General features: G+C 46.2%; 19 protein-coding genes and 2 tRNA genes. 1 reads left to right on the forward strand and 20 read right to left on the reverse strand.

Annotated elements, in window-relative coordinates; translation table 11 throughout:
- From WES_RS09905 to hokD, 15 genes are all read right to left on the reverse strand, one after another.
- Positions 1-1,302, reverse strand: a complete 1,302-nt coding sequence (locus WES_RS09905; RefSeq protein WP_016158356.1) for a terminase large subunit domain-containing protein — start codon at positions 1,300-1,302, stop codon at positions 1-3.
- Complete coding sequence (locus WES_RS09900) at positions 1,283-2,377, reverse strand: terminase small subunit (RefSeq protein WP_016235221.1); 1,095 nt, start codon at positions 2,375-2,377, stop codon at positions 1,283-1,285. Before WES_RS09900 ends, WES_RS09905 begins: the two co-directional genes overlap by 20 nt.
- Before the next feature lie 3 nt (positions 2,378-2,380).
- Positions 2,381-2,590 carry a hypothetical protein gene (locus WES_RS09895; RefSeq protein WP_000126788.1) on the reverse strand — a complete coding sequence of 70 codons (210 nt, stop codon included), beginning with the start codon at positions 2,588-2,590 and terminating at the stop codon, positions 2,381-2,383.
- On the reverse strand, positions 2,568-3,500 hold the full coding sequence (locus tag WES_RS09890; protein WP_016158359.1) for a GREB1-related protein: 933 nt from the start codon (positions 3,498-3,500) through the stop codon (positions 2,568-2,570). Before WES_RS09890 ends, WES_RS09895 begins: the two co-directional genes overlap by 23 nt.
- On the reverse strand, positions 3,493-4,281 hold the full coding sequence (locus WES_RS09885) for a ParB/Srx family N-terminal domain-containing protein (protein ID WP_001291102.1): 789 nt from the start codon (positions 4,279-4,281) through the stop codon (positions 3,493-3,495). Before WES_RS09885 ends, WES_RS09890 begins: the two co-directional genes overlap by 8 nt.
- 137 nt (positions 4,282-4,418) lie before the next feature.
- A complete protein-coding gene (gene trkG, locus WES_RS09880) occupies positions 4,419-5,876 on the reverse strand; it encodes a Trk system potassium transporter TrkG (protein ID WP_001097893.1) in 1,458 nt (485 codons plus the stop codon).
- Between the two features lie 137 nt (positions 5,877-6,013).
- Positions 6,014-6,478 (reverse strand): lysis protein, encoded by a 465-nt coding sequence (locus WES_RS24745; RefSeq protein ID WP_001082741.1) that lies wholly within the window; start codon positions 6,476-6,478, stop codon positions 6,014-6,016.
- Positions 6,475-6,972: a lysozyme RrrD gene (rrrD, locus tag WES_RS09870; protein ID WP_001351713.1), complete on the reverse strand. Its 498-nt coding sequence runs from the start codon at positions 6,970-6,972 to the stop codon at positions 6,475-6,477. The genes WES_RS24745 and rrrD overlap by 4 nt, the downstream gene beginning before the upstream one ends.
- A complete protein-coding gene (essD, locus tag WES_RS09865) occupies positions 6,972-7,187 on the reverse strand; it encodes a phage lysis protein EssD (RefSeq protein WP_000839599.1) in 216 nt (71 codons plus the stop codon). Before essD ends, rrrD begins: the two co-directional genes overlap by 1 nt.
- 775 nt (positions 7,188-7,962) lie before the next feature.
- Positions 7,963-8,037: transfer RNA gene (locus tag WES_RS0121445), tRNA-Gly, on the reverse strand.
- Positions 8,038-8,040: 3 nt separating this feature from the next.
- Positions 8,041-8,116: transfer RNA gene (locus tag WES_RS09860), tRNA-Thr, on the reverse strand.
- Between the two features lie 353 nt (positions 8,117-8,469).
- Positions 8,470-9,012 carry a DUF1133 family protein gene (locus WES_RS09855; protein ID WP_016158360.1) on the reverse strand — a complete coding sequence of 181 codons (543 nt, stop codon included), beginning with the start codon at positions 9,010-9,012 and terminating at the stop codon, positions 8,470-8,472.
- The gene (locus WES_RS09850; protein WP_000228032.1) at positions 9,009-9,299 is read right to left on the reverse strand and encodes a DUF1364 domain-containing protein; all 291 of its coding nucleotides are present in this window, start codon (positions 9,297-9,299) and stop codon (positions 9,009-9,011) included. The genes WES_RS09855 and WES_RS09850 overlap by 4 nt, the downstream gene beginning before the upstream one ends.
- Positions 9,299-9,898: a DUF1367 family protein gene (locus WES_RS09845; RefSeq protein ID WP_016158361.1), complete on the reverse strand. Its 600-nt coding sequence runs from the start codon at positions 9,896-9,898 to the stop codon at positions 9,299-9,301. The genes WES_RS09850 and WES_RS09845 overlap by 1 nt, the downstream gene beginning before the upstream one ends.
- 466 nt (positions 9,899-10,364) lie before the next feature.
- Entirely contained in the window at positions 10,365-10,520 is a 156-nt protein-coding gene (gene hokD, locus WES_RS09840) for a type I toxin-antitoxin system toxin HokD (RefSeq protein WP_000813254.1), read from the reverse strand.
- 522 nt (positions 10,521-11,042) lie between these two features.
- Between hokD and WES_RS09835 the strand changes: the two genes are divergently transcribed.
- Positions 11,043-11,816, forward strand: a complete 774-nt coding sequence (locus WES_RS09835) for a KilA-N domain-containing protein (protein ID WP_016158362.1) — start codon at positions 11,043-11,045, stop codon at positions 11,814-11,816.
- 173 nt (positions 11,817-11,989) lie between these two features.
- On the opposite strand, the gene WES_RS24750 is transcribed toward WES_RS09835, so the two are convergent.
- From WES_RS24750 to WES_RS09815, 5 genes are all read right to left on the reverse strand, one after another.
- Positions 11,990-12,439, reverse strand: coding sequence for a hypothetical protein (locus tag WES_RS24750; protein WP_016158363.1), 450 nt, complete (start codon positions 12,437-12,439; stop codon positions 11,990-11,992).
- Between the two features lie 161 nt (positions 12,440-12,600).
- On the reverse strand, positions 12,601-13,023 hold the full coding sequence (locus tag WES_RS09830) for a DUF977 family protein (RefSeq protein WP_016158364.1): 423 nt from the start codon (positions 13,021-13,023) through the stop codon (positions 12,601-12,603).
- A gap of 15 nt (positions 13,024-13,038) precedes the next feature.
- Positions 13,039-13,800, reverse strand: a complete 762-nt coding sequence (locus tag WES_RS09825) for a DUF1627 domain-containing protein (protein WP_016158365.1) — start codon at positions 13,798-13,800, stop codon at positions 13,039-13,041.
- A gap of 22 nt (positions 13,801-13,822) precedes the next feature.
- The gene (locus tag WES_RS09820; protein WP_016158366.1) at positions 13,823-14,569 is read right to left on the reverse strand and encodes an ATP-binding protein; all 747 of its coding nucleotides are present in this window, start codon (positions 14,567-14,569) and stop codon (positions 13,823-13,825) included.
- A gap of 6 nt (positions 14,570-14,575) precedes the next feature.
- Positions 14,576-15,433: a YdaU family protein gene (locus WES_RS09815; protein ID WP_000899755.1), complete on the reverse strand. Its 858-nt coding sequence runs from the start codon at positions 15,431-15,433 to the stop codon at positions 14,576-14,578.
- Positions 15,434-15,443: the final 10 nt, after the last annotated feature.

Genomic DNA, 15,443 nt, shown 5'->3' on the forward strand with positions numbered 1-15,443 from the left:
TTAAATCCGAAGTGATGTGACTCTTCCGGTCGGTTTGACAATAGGGAATTGCTTAACGATGAAATAACCTCCGGCATCATTCGGGTGATCGTTGCCTGATTTTTTATCAGGCTCCCCCTTATCATCCCAGACCTGTTGCTCCAGAGATTCGGCATATACCGGACAACGCTTCACATTAACTTTATAGCGACGCTCGCCATTGGCATTGCAGAACATTGCATTCATTGAGTTAACGCGATCTTTTACTGGCGGGTTCGAGCTGTTCACCACAACGTTAAAACCAGCCTGCTTAAGCTGGGCTATATCCGTCGTACTTGCGTTACTTGATTTTCTGGAATCTCCGGAAGCATCTGGATAAATATAAATCTCCCTCACTTTCCGGTAATCATTCCCGTCATACAGCCAAAAGCGTTCTTTAATGATGCGGATCATATCCGGCGTATCGTAGGCATTGATGATTTCAGTTACCGCACATGGAAGCCCCAAACGCAGTACATGGACGATCCCCGCCATCTTTCCAACGTTAAAATCCATCCCAATATAAATCGGCTCCCCTGGCTGCTCCACTTCTTCGCAATTATTCAGTTTCCGGTCAAACTGATGGTAAACAGTACCACTTGTCAGGTTAGTAAACTGTCCTCGAAGATAGGCTTTAATCAGCTCTGGAGGGTATGACTCAAGAAGCGAAGGAATGTAATCTGCTGGTAGGTTCTTTTCATTATCGAAAGTAGATGCCTGCACCAGACCATACAGTGAGGCCAGCTCTGTTTTTTCACGCACGGCTTTAACAAACTGCTCGTAGACAAATTTGAATCCTTCCGGCGTGGTTGTAACGTCAATACCGTTGCGAAGTCCATCAACCTTATAACGCATACGCGCAATTATCTTGCGCCACGCTGTTCTGGCTTTTTCCTTCGGCAAAATGTCCAGTTCATCCACCAGCGCATTACCAATTTTGAAACCGACGATCGTTTGCGGCTTCTCCATCGATCTGCAGATAGTGGTTCCCCGATACTGACGTCCGTAATAAAAATGAACCTCTTTATTTCCCTCATTAATTTTTACGTTCAATCCCCAGTCAGCAGCAACTTCTTCCACTGTAGGGTAAAAAATATCGCGAATTTGGGGATACGTTGGCGCAAAATATCCCTGATTTATACCAGGATGTTCCCAAATCCCCTTGCATATGCCACCACACCCAATCCATGTTTTACCCGAGCCAAAACCAGCGACATAAGCTTTAAATTTGTGGGGCATTGAAAGAAATCGCGCCTGAGGCACATTAAGCGTCGGAGAGATCATCTTCATCACTCCTTACTCTGGCATCAACCACATTTATATTGATCGCCACAGGTTGGGGATGTTCATTATCTTCCACCGTTTCGATCTCTTTGCGCAGCTTCTGGTTTTCCATTCTGCGCCGTTCAATTTCCAGTTCCTGTAGCCGCTTATCTGCACATAAAGCCCCGCCAGCAGAAAGCAAACGCAACAATTCACGCCGGGCGGCAGCCTTATCCTCCAACAGGATCTCAACGCCGAATTTTCCGAGCTTTGCCCCTGCATATAATTGCCGCGCATCCCCATCAAGCAGAGTGGTATCAGCCATATAAAGCTGCCCCGTTCCCTCACCGCAGCACTTCGGGCAATCCGGATTGGGTATGGCGTTATCAACAAAGCCGAGGCCTCCATATTCCGGCTCGGGTTTACCATCTCTGGAGGCCTGTGCCGCAGCCTTATCGAATTCTGCAATATCACGCCACTGGTAGAGATGATTCTCGCCCCAGCAATAACGGCAGTTAACACGGCGAAATTGTGCCAACTGATTGGGGTCGGCCTGGACAATGGCCATCAACTGGCTCACCAGTAAATCCAGGTCTGCGGTATAGCGTTTCTGGTACTGATTGCGGAAGTAGCTGATAGCACGATAAACCCTGGCATTTCTAAGCATACGGCTGGCGTTGCTGTTAGCTGTCGCACCTTGCCCCTCATAACCAGCCAGTCGGTATGCCTCTGTCGGCTTTTTCCCCTGAGCAACCAACATGGCGAATTTTGCCTGCTGGTCAGAAATACCGAATTCATCGGGGCAGAACGAAATTTCTTCCGTGTCCCCCTCAATCAGGAGTGCATCGGATACAGCCTTTTTTTTCTGAGATTTTCCGTTCTGCCTTTGCGCAGTCTGCGCAGTTTTTTTTCGCGCACTTTTTTGCGCAGTTTTGCGCATTTCTTTCTGCGCATTTTTCGGAGTTTTTTTGATGTAACGACGGGCTGTTGCGTAGTTCAGTCCCCTTGCTTCACACCATGCCACCGGAGATATACCGGAGCGGGTGTATTCAGCAATATACTCCTGCTGCAACGCCCCCCAGTCCGGTCTGCTCATCAGTTAGTCCTGATTTTTATCCACCCTGAGTAGTTCGCGCAGAGCAAAGGCATCCCCTTTTCTGGCAAGCTTAAACAATGCCGCTCGTAACTCGGCTTCACCTTTCGCTCTGCCCTTACGGATGGCCGCATAAAAATCTGTCATTGCTTCCCGATTTTCTTTCAGTCGGTTCAGATCAACATCCAGAACGTCAGCGATTTGTTGTGCAGTCATCCGGCACGCTGCCAGAGACTCGACTTTCGAATACGGAATCATTTGTCACCCCCATTGATATGCAGGGTGTCTTCTTCCTGTATTTTTCGTGAAGGATTTTTACTGCAGCGTTGTTCCAGGTGACCTGATGGTGAATGCGTTTATGGCTGGCACCCATCAGTGAGATTTTTACGCACGACGGCGCATACATGACGGAGTAAAAACTTTTAACGTAGGTTCCGGAATCCAGATACAGCTCGGTCATTCCGCCGCTGTTTTTCTGCGTCTGTTTCTGCCCTAACTGGACAGCACCGATCGTCATAAACAATTCACCACAGCGACCGAGATTCGTGTACGTATTCACATCCTCGTTAATGCGCCCCATGAATGAGAACGGTCGATCAACCGAACAGATAAAGCTGTTCATTGCCTTGCGTTTCACCCACGAAGCATGGCCGCCATTGTCACCAAGAAAATCCCCGCCCTGCGACATAGCGATGGAAAGCGCGGGTATTGATTCGTAATACGCCAGCATTTCAGAAAGGATCGCATCCAGTTTCCTTATCGGGAAATAGGCCTGGTCATAGTTGCGATCCACCCGAAACTGGAACTCGTGATAATCATCATCGAACTGAATGAAGTATTTACACCCGACCAGTTTTGCCAGGTCGAAACAGGCATTACGGGCGTAAAAAATTGAGCGGCGGTCACCAAAATTATCGGCTTCGTCAAAACGACTGGCAATATCGGCTTTGGAAAATACCAGCACCTGTTCACCAAATTCAGCCATGTACTGATGCCGTGTCTTATCTTCATCATCAACAACGATAAAAATTTTCCCGGTATAGCCAGCACGACGCAACGTCCGGTAAGTCAGAACTTTGTCCGGTCGCCCGTGAGTCAGAATAAAGGCGCAAAAATCATCACGCATATTCCTCCTCCCCGCTATGCATGATCGCCACCATGCGCTGCGTCATTCGGACAAATCCATTTTCAATAGCCTGCTGATAATCAATGATCACCAGCGCCGACTCCTCGAAAAGGCACTGAATTTCAGCGGGGGCATGAGCGTAATAGTCCGCAATTCTGCTGAAATTAAACACCGTGTGACGTTCTGCCGCACACAGGAGGAATTTCTCAATATCAGGATCAAGGGACGCCGAACGTATCCGGCTGATCAGCTCCTGAGTTTTCGTATCGTCGTACAGTTCACTGATATCCGGTTTACCGCCCGACGGCTCATAAACAGGCGTATCAATTTTCGTCGTATACGGCTCCTCCTTATTTCCTGTACCGGGCAAAACATCCGTCAACAGTTCATCAATTTCTGTCGGGCCGAAGCCTGTCAGGGAGACATCAAAATCAGCATTGATTAGGTCCGACAGCTCCATCCGCAATAGATCTTCATCCCAGCCAGCATTCATCGGTAGGCGATTATCTGCCAGGCGGTACGCCTTTTTCTGCTCATCCGTCAGGCCAGACAGAACAATGACCGGAACAGAATCCATTTTGAGCATTTCAGCCGCCATAACACGACCGTGACCCGCAATAATTTCGCCCTTTTCGTCAATCAGCACCGGATTAGTCCAGCCGAATTGCTTAATACTTTCTACCAGTTGTGCCACCTGCTCAGTACTGTGCGTCCTGGCGTTGTGCGCATACGGTGACAATTCTTGTAATGGGCGATAGACTATCTTTAATTTCTCGCTCATACAGCCTTGCTTTATGAATAAAACGCACCCCAGCAGCCAGTGCTACTGGGGGCGGAGGTGTTGCTGGTAAAGTTAGGTATTGGATCAATGAGTGAGTCAATATAATATTAAACTCACAATTATAAATCAGCCATATATTAGGAGCGCCAAAAAAAACCTGAAAACAATATAATAACAGGATAAATTTCAAGGCGACCAAGAATCATAGCTATGCACATTAAATATTTTGCAATGTCATTAAGCACTCCGAATGACGATGCAGTAGCCCCAAAACCTAATCCCATATTATTAATACATGCAGCCACTGTTGCAAATGATGTAAGAAAATCATATCCCATACCATTTAACACCAGTATAAAAAACACCGTGAAGAGAGTATAAAGAAAAAAGAAACTCCATACAGACCTCATTACACGATCTGTAACTATCTTCCCTCCTACATTTACACTCAACAACGCTCTGGGATGAGAAAGCTGATTTATCTCGTGTTTGCTTTGTTTGAAAAGTATAAGAAATCGAAGTGACTTAATTCCACCACAAGTTGAACCTATACATCCCCCAAAGAAACTTGACAACAGCAAAAACACTATCGTGTGCGTGGGCCAGTTTGCATAATCCTGCGTAGCTAAACCATTATCAGTGAGCATGGAGCTGGCAAGAAAAAACGAATGAATAAAACTTCCATGCAAGTCATACATACCTATATGCCAGACCTGGAAAGAGGTAACAATGATCACCCCTAAGGCTATTAACAGAAAGAAACGAAGTTCAATATCTCTGATTAAAGGTTTTATCGTTTTCCTGCTAATAACAATATACCAAAGAGTGAAGTTGAAAGCCGATAGCAGGGAAAAAGAACCAGCCACCAGCTCAACCAAATAGTTATTAAAATATCCGATACTCTCGCTATGAGTTGAGAAACCACCAAGCGAAACTGTGGAAATCCCGTGACAAATAGCATCAAACAAAGGCATTCCTGCAAGTCTATAACAGACAATACAAGCAATACCTAATAAAGAATAAGTTATCCACAGTGTCCGTGACGTATCGGCCAGGCGGGGAGTGAGTTTGTCATCCTTAAATGGCCCCGGCATTTCTGACTGATAAAGCTTTGCACCACCAATACCCAATAATGGCAATACAGCAACCGCCAGAACAATAACTCCTAAACCACCTATAAAATTTAACTGTGACCGATAGTACAAATATGCCCGAGGTAATGAACTAACATCATCAATTACAGTTGCTCCTGTTGTTGTTATTCCAGAAACCCCTTCAAACAGAGCATCAATGAACGTTAAATTAAGTTCTGAGTCAATCCATAAAGGGAATGCACTAATAACAGAAAACAAAATCCAAAACATTACAATTATAATAAACCCATCACGGGTACGTAATTGAATGCCAGATTTCTTAGTTGTATACCACGCTCCGCCACCAATGCAAAAAAATATAACGAAAGTTATAAAGAAAACGAACAGGCTTTTTTCTTTATAAAACAATGCTACAACCATTGGTGGCAACATTGAAAGACTATAGAGCCAAACCAGGAACCCACACATATGAGTAACAACTCTTACATGAGATGTATTCATATCTAAATATTCTTTCAATTATAACCACCTTGCTGCAATATTATGATTATACTGTATAAAATTTAACCCCTCTTAGATCTTACTTCACTGTTCCTTATGAAACAATCATCAAAATGAATCATATTGTAGTTAAGATTTTACTTTAAACACTGTTCGGTTATGTATTGCTGAGCACCTTCAAGTTGGGCCTGCATCATTACCAGTCGTTCCCGGAGGGTGAAATAATCCCGTTCAGCGGTGTCTGCCAGTCGGGGGGAGGCTGCATTATCCACGCCGGAGGCGGTGGTGGCTTCACGCACTGACTGACAGACTGCTTTGATGTGCAACCGACGACGACCAGCGGCAACATCATCACGCAGAGCATCATTTTCAGCTTTCGCATCAGCTAACTCCTTCGTGTATTTTGCATCGAGCGCAGCAACATCACGCTGACGCATCTGCATGTCAGTAATTGCCGCGTTCGCCAGCTTCAGTTCTCTGGCATTTTTGTCGCGCTGGGCTTTGTAGGTAATGGCGTTATCACGGTAATGATTAACAGCCCATGACAGGCAGACGATGATGCAGATAACCAGAGCGGAGATAATCGCGGTTACTCTGTTCATTGCTGACCCCACAAACAGATTTCACGCTCAATCTCACGACGAGTCATGAGACCTTTCCATTGCTTACCGCCAGCATATGTCCAGCGACGTAGCTGATCACATGCGCCTTTGATATCGCCCTGGTTTATTTTGCGAAGAAGCGTCGATGTTCTGAAATTGCCAGCACCCACGTTGTAAACGAATGAGTAAAGAGCGCCGCGCGTTGTTTCCGGTATATCGACTTTGATGTACGGGTTAATTTGTCTGGCGACAGTGGCAAGGTCTTTATTCAAGAGTGCTTTGCATTCTGCTTTGGTATACGTTTTACCGAGCATGATGTCTTTTCCTGTATGCCCGTGACATACAGTCCATACACCAACAATATCTTTGTATGGTATGTAGCTGACACCTTCCAGACCATCGTTACCACTTGGGCCAGTGATTAACACTGATGCTATAGCAATTGCTCCGCCACCAATAGCAGCAGCAACGACTTTTCGTAATGATGGAGGCATTATTCACCTCTCGCAGCCTTGCGCTTATCTTCTTTAATCTTGAAATAAAGGTTTGTCAGGTACGTCAGCAGGCCAAATACCAGACTACCCAGCACACCGATTGCAGCCCACTGTGACGGAGTTACTCTATCGAGCAACTGTAAAAACCAGTAGCCAGCACTGCCTGCGGAGGTGCCATAGGCGACACCTGTTGTTAACTTATCCATGGATTTCATAACCCCCACCTCGCAGATGCGGGCGCTGTGTAATGGAAACAAAAAATGGCCACCAGCGGCCCGTAAAAAACACCCCGTCAAAAGCACCGGCATCCGCAGATGCCCTTTGCGTGGCGTTATTTGATGCGCGCCAGATGTGGCGCAAAGAAATGAAATAAGACTTATCGAAAATTAAGGTTAATTTGATGATTTAAACCACTTCTGAAGCTTAGTAGTATGAACATGTCCCCAGAAGGGGCCAATACTTATTATTCTTCATGGACTTTGTCCCGCGGTCTTAATCCGACGACCGCGCTACTTTTCACCCTCTCGCAAATTGCTATCTAAAGGACGTTGTCCCACGAGTATTCCTGTATGCTCGTGTCTTTTTTTGTCCTGAGAAAGGAATAAAAAAGCCGCCAGATATGGCGGTTGGTCAATGCAAGGGATGAATTATTTAATTGTTATTAAACCGAGGCGTCGGGTGCCTCCCGAAGTATTCCGTGCTGTATGGATACTGTGGTTTCCCGCTAAACCGACTCTTTAAACCACCCTCGCACTGAGGAGCGCCTCTGTGGTGTTTTTATAACACCAAAATGATGCATCACCGACCCTGCCAGGAAATACAAAATCTCCACCGATAATGCACCATTCTGCTGCCGTAAAAAATTAACACTGAGGCTACACCCGGCCTCAAATCATAGCCAGAGAACAGAATGCTTTTTCAAAACAACCTGCTCCCACGTAATAAAAAAATACGCCAGTGCCGTAATACAATAAGGCTTGTTTTAAATGCTGGAGCGGGTAGCGGGAATCGAACCCGCATCATCAGCTTGGAAGGCTGAGGTAATAGCCATTATACGATACCCGCATATGGTGCCGACTACCGGAATCGAACTGGTGACCTACTGATTACAAGTCAGTTGCTCTACCTACTGAACTAAGTCGGCATTGGTTCTTCAGGGGAGCGATATCACCGAGCAAAGAAGAGTTCCCCCTCAGAACCGTTTTCGATGATACGATTTAATATTCCAATCGCAACAACACTTTGCGTCAAGCTATGTAAATTTATTTATGTATTTTTATTTTATGTGAACATTTCACCTTCACTTAAAATATACGCGACAATATATAAACAAATTTATTTTGAACGCAATTATTAAATGTCGTTTCTTATATCACACCACAAAAACAACAAAACCCGCTTGATGGCGGGTTTTATTAAAGTTTAATTGCGCTTGATTCGCCTCGCGATACAGCTTTGCGAAGCGTAGCAAAATTGAAGCAGTTTACGCGTAAAAAATCAAGCCGTTTTTTGAGCGAGTGATTCTCGCATGGGAATGTATAGCGCATACTCAGCAACGGCCAACCAATTAGCAATTCGCTTTTCGCATGTGCTAAAACACCACTCTGGGTGTGCATCATTTAGCAATTCAGCCATTTTGCGTTTGGTCATCCCCCGCCCCTCATACCGTTGCCGAAGGACGCTAATCAATCCTGGATGCTCTGCCAGCACCTCACTTATGACCCGATCAATACATAACGCCTCTGCATCAGTACAATGCGCCAGCCAGCTCTTTTGCTTACCGTTAATCATATCCCGCAAAAAAGCCTCAAGTTCAGACTTGTTCAGACCTGCTTTTTTCATCCTCCGGAGCGCCTCGTTAATTGCCGTTTTTGTCAGCTTTTTAGAGGCCAACAACTGATTGAACATATTTCCTGACCTGCCACCGCCAATATACGACCAGCGCCCCCACATACGCAGTTTGCCCTGAATCCAGACACTTTCCAGCGTTGCGAGACGAAGGTGTTCTCCGCTTTTTCCTGTATTCGTTGGGTAAATCACAAATATCCCTCCTTTCTCCAGATTTCTTGTGTGCGAAAAACACCTTCTGCATGCATCAGGCGTAATTCTTCTTTGGTGTAATCGCTGGTTTTTACCCGCCCGTCGATTAGATCGTGGCATGAGCTACAGGCAATCGCCGCCTGCATATCGTGTGGTTTTGTCGCTGTTCCGCACGTTCCCGCCAGTCGGTAATGCGCCAGCACAGACGTTTCCGGATCGTGATTGCAGTAGCCAGGAATTCTGACGGTGCACATCTGCCCCCGCGCCGCTTTACGTAAATCCACCATTACGCAAACTCCAGCAGCTGCGCGGCCACATTTTCGACTTGTTCCGGAGAGGAAAATTTACGGAACAGAATCCAGTTCCACAGCACATTCAGAACAGATTTATAAACCTGCTGAAACTCGGTTTCGTCCATATTCGCAAAAGCGATGGATTTCGCCCGACGCCCATGGCTACCGTCCGGATAAAAATGTTCGGTGTAAAATCCAGCCTGAATGGTTACCCACTCGCGAAAAGCCTCAAACGACTTTAGCAATGCCGTATCCCGGGTTCTGCGTGTCGCAACTGTATTCAGATATTGCTCTGCGGCATCACTCAGGGCTGGCGTGTGTTCCCGACCAACTGATTCGCACAGGTAATCAACGAAACCAGACAGCAGTTCTCGTTCGCGAGGCGTGATCGCCCCACCGACCGGAGTCCAGTAATCGAATCCCAGTTGCAGGAGTTTGAAAAAACGCTTGTGGAATACGTAGTTACGCACACGCTTAAAGTCTGCGTGTATCCACTCACCTATTTTGATTTGATGCAGAAAATCGCAACTCTCCGGCGTCGCCGGGAGAAGTAAACCAGAAGAGGTTTGTTTGACCAGTTGTATATGCGCCATTTCTCAATCTCTCGATGGCGCAGTGCAACAGATGCCAGTTGTTCAGGCTGACGTATAAAGTATAAATAAACTGGTTCCAGTGTAAAGCCCCCACATTGATGGAATAAAAACCAAACAACAGATTGCTGGGATAAAAACAACGCTTATTATTAAAAGCGGTTAAACAAATTAAATTTTAATGTTATGCAAATCTGCCAGATCACCATAATATCTCATTTGAAAACCGCTGAAATAACAACCCTATCAGGATTAATCATATTAAGGTGAGTAAATATGGAAAACAACAAATCTGCACATTACGTTCCTTTTTTATCTGTAATACTTTTTGTTTTATGCTGTGCGTGGGCATTATTTTTATAAAAATATTCACAGATAAAATATACCCGCCAAAGCAGGTTAAGTGCGGGTGCGTTGAGGATGCCTGACACATCAGAGGTGGCGAGGGATTTATCCCCCGCCAGGTCTCTTACTCCTCAGGTTCGTAAGCTGTGAAGACAGCGACCTCCGTCTGGCCGGTTCGGATTCGTACCTCACAGAGGTCTTTCCTCGTTACCAGTGCCGTCACTATGACGGTTAAACAGATGACGATCAGGGCGATTAACATCGCCTTTTGCTGCTTCATAGCCTGCTTCTCCTTGACCTTTCGGTCCGTAAGAGGCTAATCTCTATGTGTCGCATAGATATGGCCTCAGATTAATGTTAAACGTCTTGCAGGACGCGTAATGTTAACTGGGGCTTTTCTCTATCTACCTTTGGTGTTCATGCCCGAGGCAGATAGCCTCAAGCACCCACAGCAATTCTAACTATCCAATACATCACTGCCAACACTTTAAACTCTTACCCTTTAAAACAAGAACAAAATTCAACCAATCAGCATTGGGCGTATACTCATATCCTAGAGAAAACAACTCTTTCTGTACTATTTATATCCATATGATTTATAAGCATTTGCCACTTGCCATAGCCGCACAATGACAGTTTGCCATTTGATGTCAATAGATAAAAATGATCGTTTTCAATGAGTTACATACTTGCAAGGCGTTGCACATCAGGCCCGATTACGTCAGTATCAAAAGATTACAGATGGTGCATTACTGCCACCTCGCCTTAATGTTCCAGAACTCTCCAACTTGAGGAATTTTCAATGACATCCTTTCAATTATCTTTGATTTCTCGTGAAATTGACGGCGAAATAATACATTTACGTGCCAAAGATGGTTACATAAACGCCACATCAATGTGTAGAACTGCGGGCAAACTGCTCTCTGATTACACTAGACTCAAAACTACTCAAGAGTTTTTTGACGAATTATCACGCGATATGGGAATTCCCATATCGGAGTTAATTCAATCATTTAAAGGTGGAAGACCTGAAAACCAAGGGACATGGGTGCATCCTGACATCGCTATTAATCTAGCGCAGTGGCTATCGCCCAAATTTGCAGTCCAGGTTTCAAGATGGGTTCGTGAATGGATGTCAGGGGAAAGAACTACAGCAGAAATGCCTGTACATTTAAAACGGTACATGGTTAATCGTAGTAGAATTCCTCACACGCACTTTTCTATTCTTAATGAACTGACATTCAACTTGGTTGCACCTCTTGAACAAGCAGGGTACACACTCCCAGAAAAAATGGTTCCTGACATTTCACAAGGAAGAGTATTTTCACAATGGTTAAGAGATAATAGAAACATAGAACCCAAAACATTCCCTACCTATGACCATGAATATCCCGATGGTCGCGTATACCCTGCAAGGCTGTACCCAAATGAATATTTAGCAGATTTCAAAGAACATTTTAACAATATTTGGTTGCCGCAATATGCCCCGAAATACTTCGCTGACCGGGACAAAAAGGCTCTCGCCTTGATTGAAAAAATTATGCTACCTAACCTCGATGGCAATGAACAGTTCTAAATGATTAGCCAGCCCCATAAGGGCTGGTTATTTAGTATTATCAACCCCAGCGGCAAATCGAATACACCACCAGCGCCACCGCCATCGCAATTCCTACCGTTGTGAATGCTTCAGACCAGGTCATCGTAAAACATCCTCCACGCTTATAAGTCCGCTTCGCTCCAGGTAGTCCATCACTTTATCCGGCAATTTGCAGCCGGTTTCGCTTTCTTCAGTTGACTAACCAATTGTTTAACCAGCATTGTCAATTCGCGAACTTGTTTCCCGGGCTCCCCTTTGCCCTGAAGCAGGGCAGCGCGGCAAGCGTTCCATCCCTCAGCATATGTTTCAGTTACACCATCGAGATGGCATGTAAGCAAATCCATTTCTTCCGGCACTACGGGCGCTGGAAAAACGGCATAGGATGGCGTCCATTTTGGCGCTTTATCTCCAGCCGAACGCTGATACCAGTCATCCGGTTTGTATTCATAAAAATCACCAACTGGCTCTGCTTCCAGAGATGCCAGAGCAATTTTGAATAATTCGCCCTCTACCCGTGCCATCCCTGAATTGGGGTGGCATTTCTCAATCGCTATTTTTAATTTAGCTTCTTCGATTAATTGCTTTTTGGTTAATTCAGTCATTTTTCATTACCGCCCTTTCGGGCCGCCTCCTAATATTTTGAGGGTGCAGCCCCCCCCTCCGGTTAAGGATTAAATTTTATTTACAGTGCTAAATTTAATTATTCAGATTTGGATTATGATTTCTCTTTCAGTTCACGCAGTTCCCTGATTGTTAATTTGGCTCACAACAGCACATCCTGAAAATTACCCTGATAGAACGCCAGTACACGCTGTATGACTTCGCTCTTCCGGCACTCGCGACAGATTATATTCAGACGCCTGTCATAGCGGCGTATTTCTCCGTCTGGTAATGACCAGATAAGGTCCGGATCAACTACAGCAGGTTTCTTCACCTTTGCCCTCGATAGTTTTTTGCGGGCGTTTTGCCAGTCCTTACGAGCCTGTTCAGAGGGAAATAGCCCGTAGCCGGAGTTATATACATCGCCACTGGCAACCAGCTCTCTGGCGAGAACGCTCATTAAATATCTTGTCGCACCTGTCTTAGCTTCAAGTTGTCGTAACGTCTCGCGCCCATTCTGGCGCACGAGTTCAACAACCTGCCCCTTAATTTTTTCCCGCTCTTCTTGTGTAAATACTTTTGCCATAAGCGCCTCCGGCAATCACTTTTCCGATACAACACAGCGGGAAGAATCAGTAATCTGGCGAACAATATCCCGGTGCTTGTTCAACTCCCGCAGCGCGGCGCAGACACGCTCCCACTTCTGGACATGGCTTTTCGCCCGACGCAGTTCACGATTTGCTATATGCAGCGATGGTAAAATCAGGTTATCCGCTTGCGTTTCAGTAAACGATGGCAACGACTGCACAATGTCCGCCACAGTTTCTGTTTTAATATCTTCCTGTGTTGCAGCTTCCAGTACTGGTAACGCAACACCGGCTGGCTGAGGAAAGGCTTTACCATCAGTTTCCGCTACCGATGCAGCTTTCGGCTCTGCTGGTAAATTATCGCCCGGCATGCAGTAACGAAATTTACCGTTCTGATTAACGCGAATCAGACGACCTTTACTGATTGCCATTGCCAGCGTTGAAGCCACTTTGCGTGATGTGATGCCGAAAAACGTAGCCAGTTCTTCCGCCGTTTGTGGGCCACGTTGTTCAATCGTCGCAGTTAAATCGCACTCCGAAATTTTTGCGACTGTTGCCGTGGTGGTTTCTTCCGGCAGTTCTGCCTGCTCTGGCTGTTCCTGCTGAACGTTGTTATCAGCCACGCGCCAGGTGTATACGCTTTTATCAACGAAGCCAGCCTTTTTCAGTTCCCACAGCTCGTTCAGCACTTCTTCACGACTGATATCAAGTCGCGCAGCCAGTTCTACCGACGTAGCTTTCCCCATTGCTTTCAGTGCGTCAAAAACAGTCTCCATTAAATTTTTCTCCCGGTAAAAATTACTTCGCAATTCCTGGCTGGACGACATTCGGACGCCAGCTCTCCCAGTTAAAATTCACCCATCGCCCGCCGTTCATGGTCATGCGATCCATAATCCGCTCGCCGAGCAATGTTTTCATGGCCCCATAGTTCAGGTTTGTCAGCATCCCCACGCTGCGCATCGACGCTGTCCGGCGATCAACAATCTGGTGCAGTACCACCTGCTCGTTTTTCGTCTCGCGCTGAATGCCAATTTCATCAAGAACCAGCAGATCCACTTCGCACAGTTCCCGCAAAAATTTTTCGCCTGATTTCCCGTCGTCATAGCTGGCGTGTAGAGCACTCATGACATCAGCCACGGTAACCACAATCACTGTCTGGCCATCTTTCAGCAGGCGATTCCCGATTGCCGCCGCCAGATGGTTTTTTCCGGTACCAGGTTTTCCGCTGAACGCAAAATTTGTACACCCGGTCATCAGTTCATCAGCGATAGATTTCGCCTGGCTCAACGCGTATCGCTGGCCGTCGTTCTGCACCAGGTAATTCGCAAACGAGCATTTGCGGTGCAACGGCTGGATGCCGGAGCGATTCAGGATTTTTTCCACCCGCAACTGACGATTCTGACGGTTGATCTCCTCACAACGTTTCTGGCCTTCTGCAAGTTGCCACTCGCGCCACTCAGCCACCGTCCTGAATGGGGCGGTTACATGTGGCGGGGCCAGTCTGCGGATACGTTCAAGAATGCCGCCTGCCGCAATATTTTTCATGGTCAGTTACCCCCTGAAGCCTGGCGGGATCGCACTATCCGGTAACGAGACGGTGTTAACCTGTCGGAGTAACGTCTCAGGTCGAACACCTTTTGGCGCGAACAAGCCCTGGTATTCATTGGCGATGCTGTGTCGAATCACCTGCTCAGGTGAAAAACCCTGCTGGCGGAATTTTTCCAGCTCCCGTATCGCCCCGTTAGCGCCCTGCTCCGTTCGAATCGGTTTACGCAATGCCTGGCGAAATTCAACCCACTCACGCCAAAGCGAGACAGAAATCCAGTTCGGCAAAGCAATATCCAGAGGGTCAAACTTTTTAACACCTCGATTCCCCCGGGGGGGATTTAGGGGGGGATCTGTTTTTAGATCTTTATCTGTATCTTTATTAGTTGCCTTTGTGTTGACATCGTGTTCAAACACCACTTCAACATCTGTTTGAACACCTGTTAAATTTCTCTCTTGTTTTGTTTGAACATCTGCTTCCTTTCTGCTTCTTCTGGCCTGAACCGATGCTTTTCCTGCGGCTGATTTTTTGGTTAATTTTTCCCTGACTGATGCCAGATCTTCCTCAATCCGAAGATGCACCCATTCCTCGCCGTTATCACAAAAAAACTCCCGCAAGGATGGTTCAACATCAGCCCATCGCTCGTTAGTCAGGCGGGCAATTTTTGCCAGCCTGTTTTTGGGTATTGGCTTTCCTGTTTGCCAGTAATTGAACATCAGCAACAAATACGCACCGTGCTCCTCTGCTGACAAATGCATGGTGTCAGCCAGGTAATCAGCTATGTACAGTTGCATGTATGGTAATGCGGCCATAATTGCCCCGTATGATGCTGCCCGGTTGCTTAGAATAAGCACAAACAGCATGGAAACTTTT

Origin of the sequence: Escherichia sp. KTE31, from assembly GCF_000407925.1 — a bacterium.
Lineage (GTDB): Bacteria > Pseudomonadota > Gammaproteobacteria > Enterobacterales > Enterobacteriaceae > Escherichia > Escherichia ruysiae.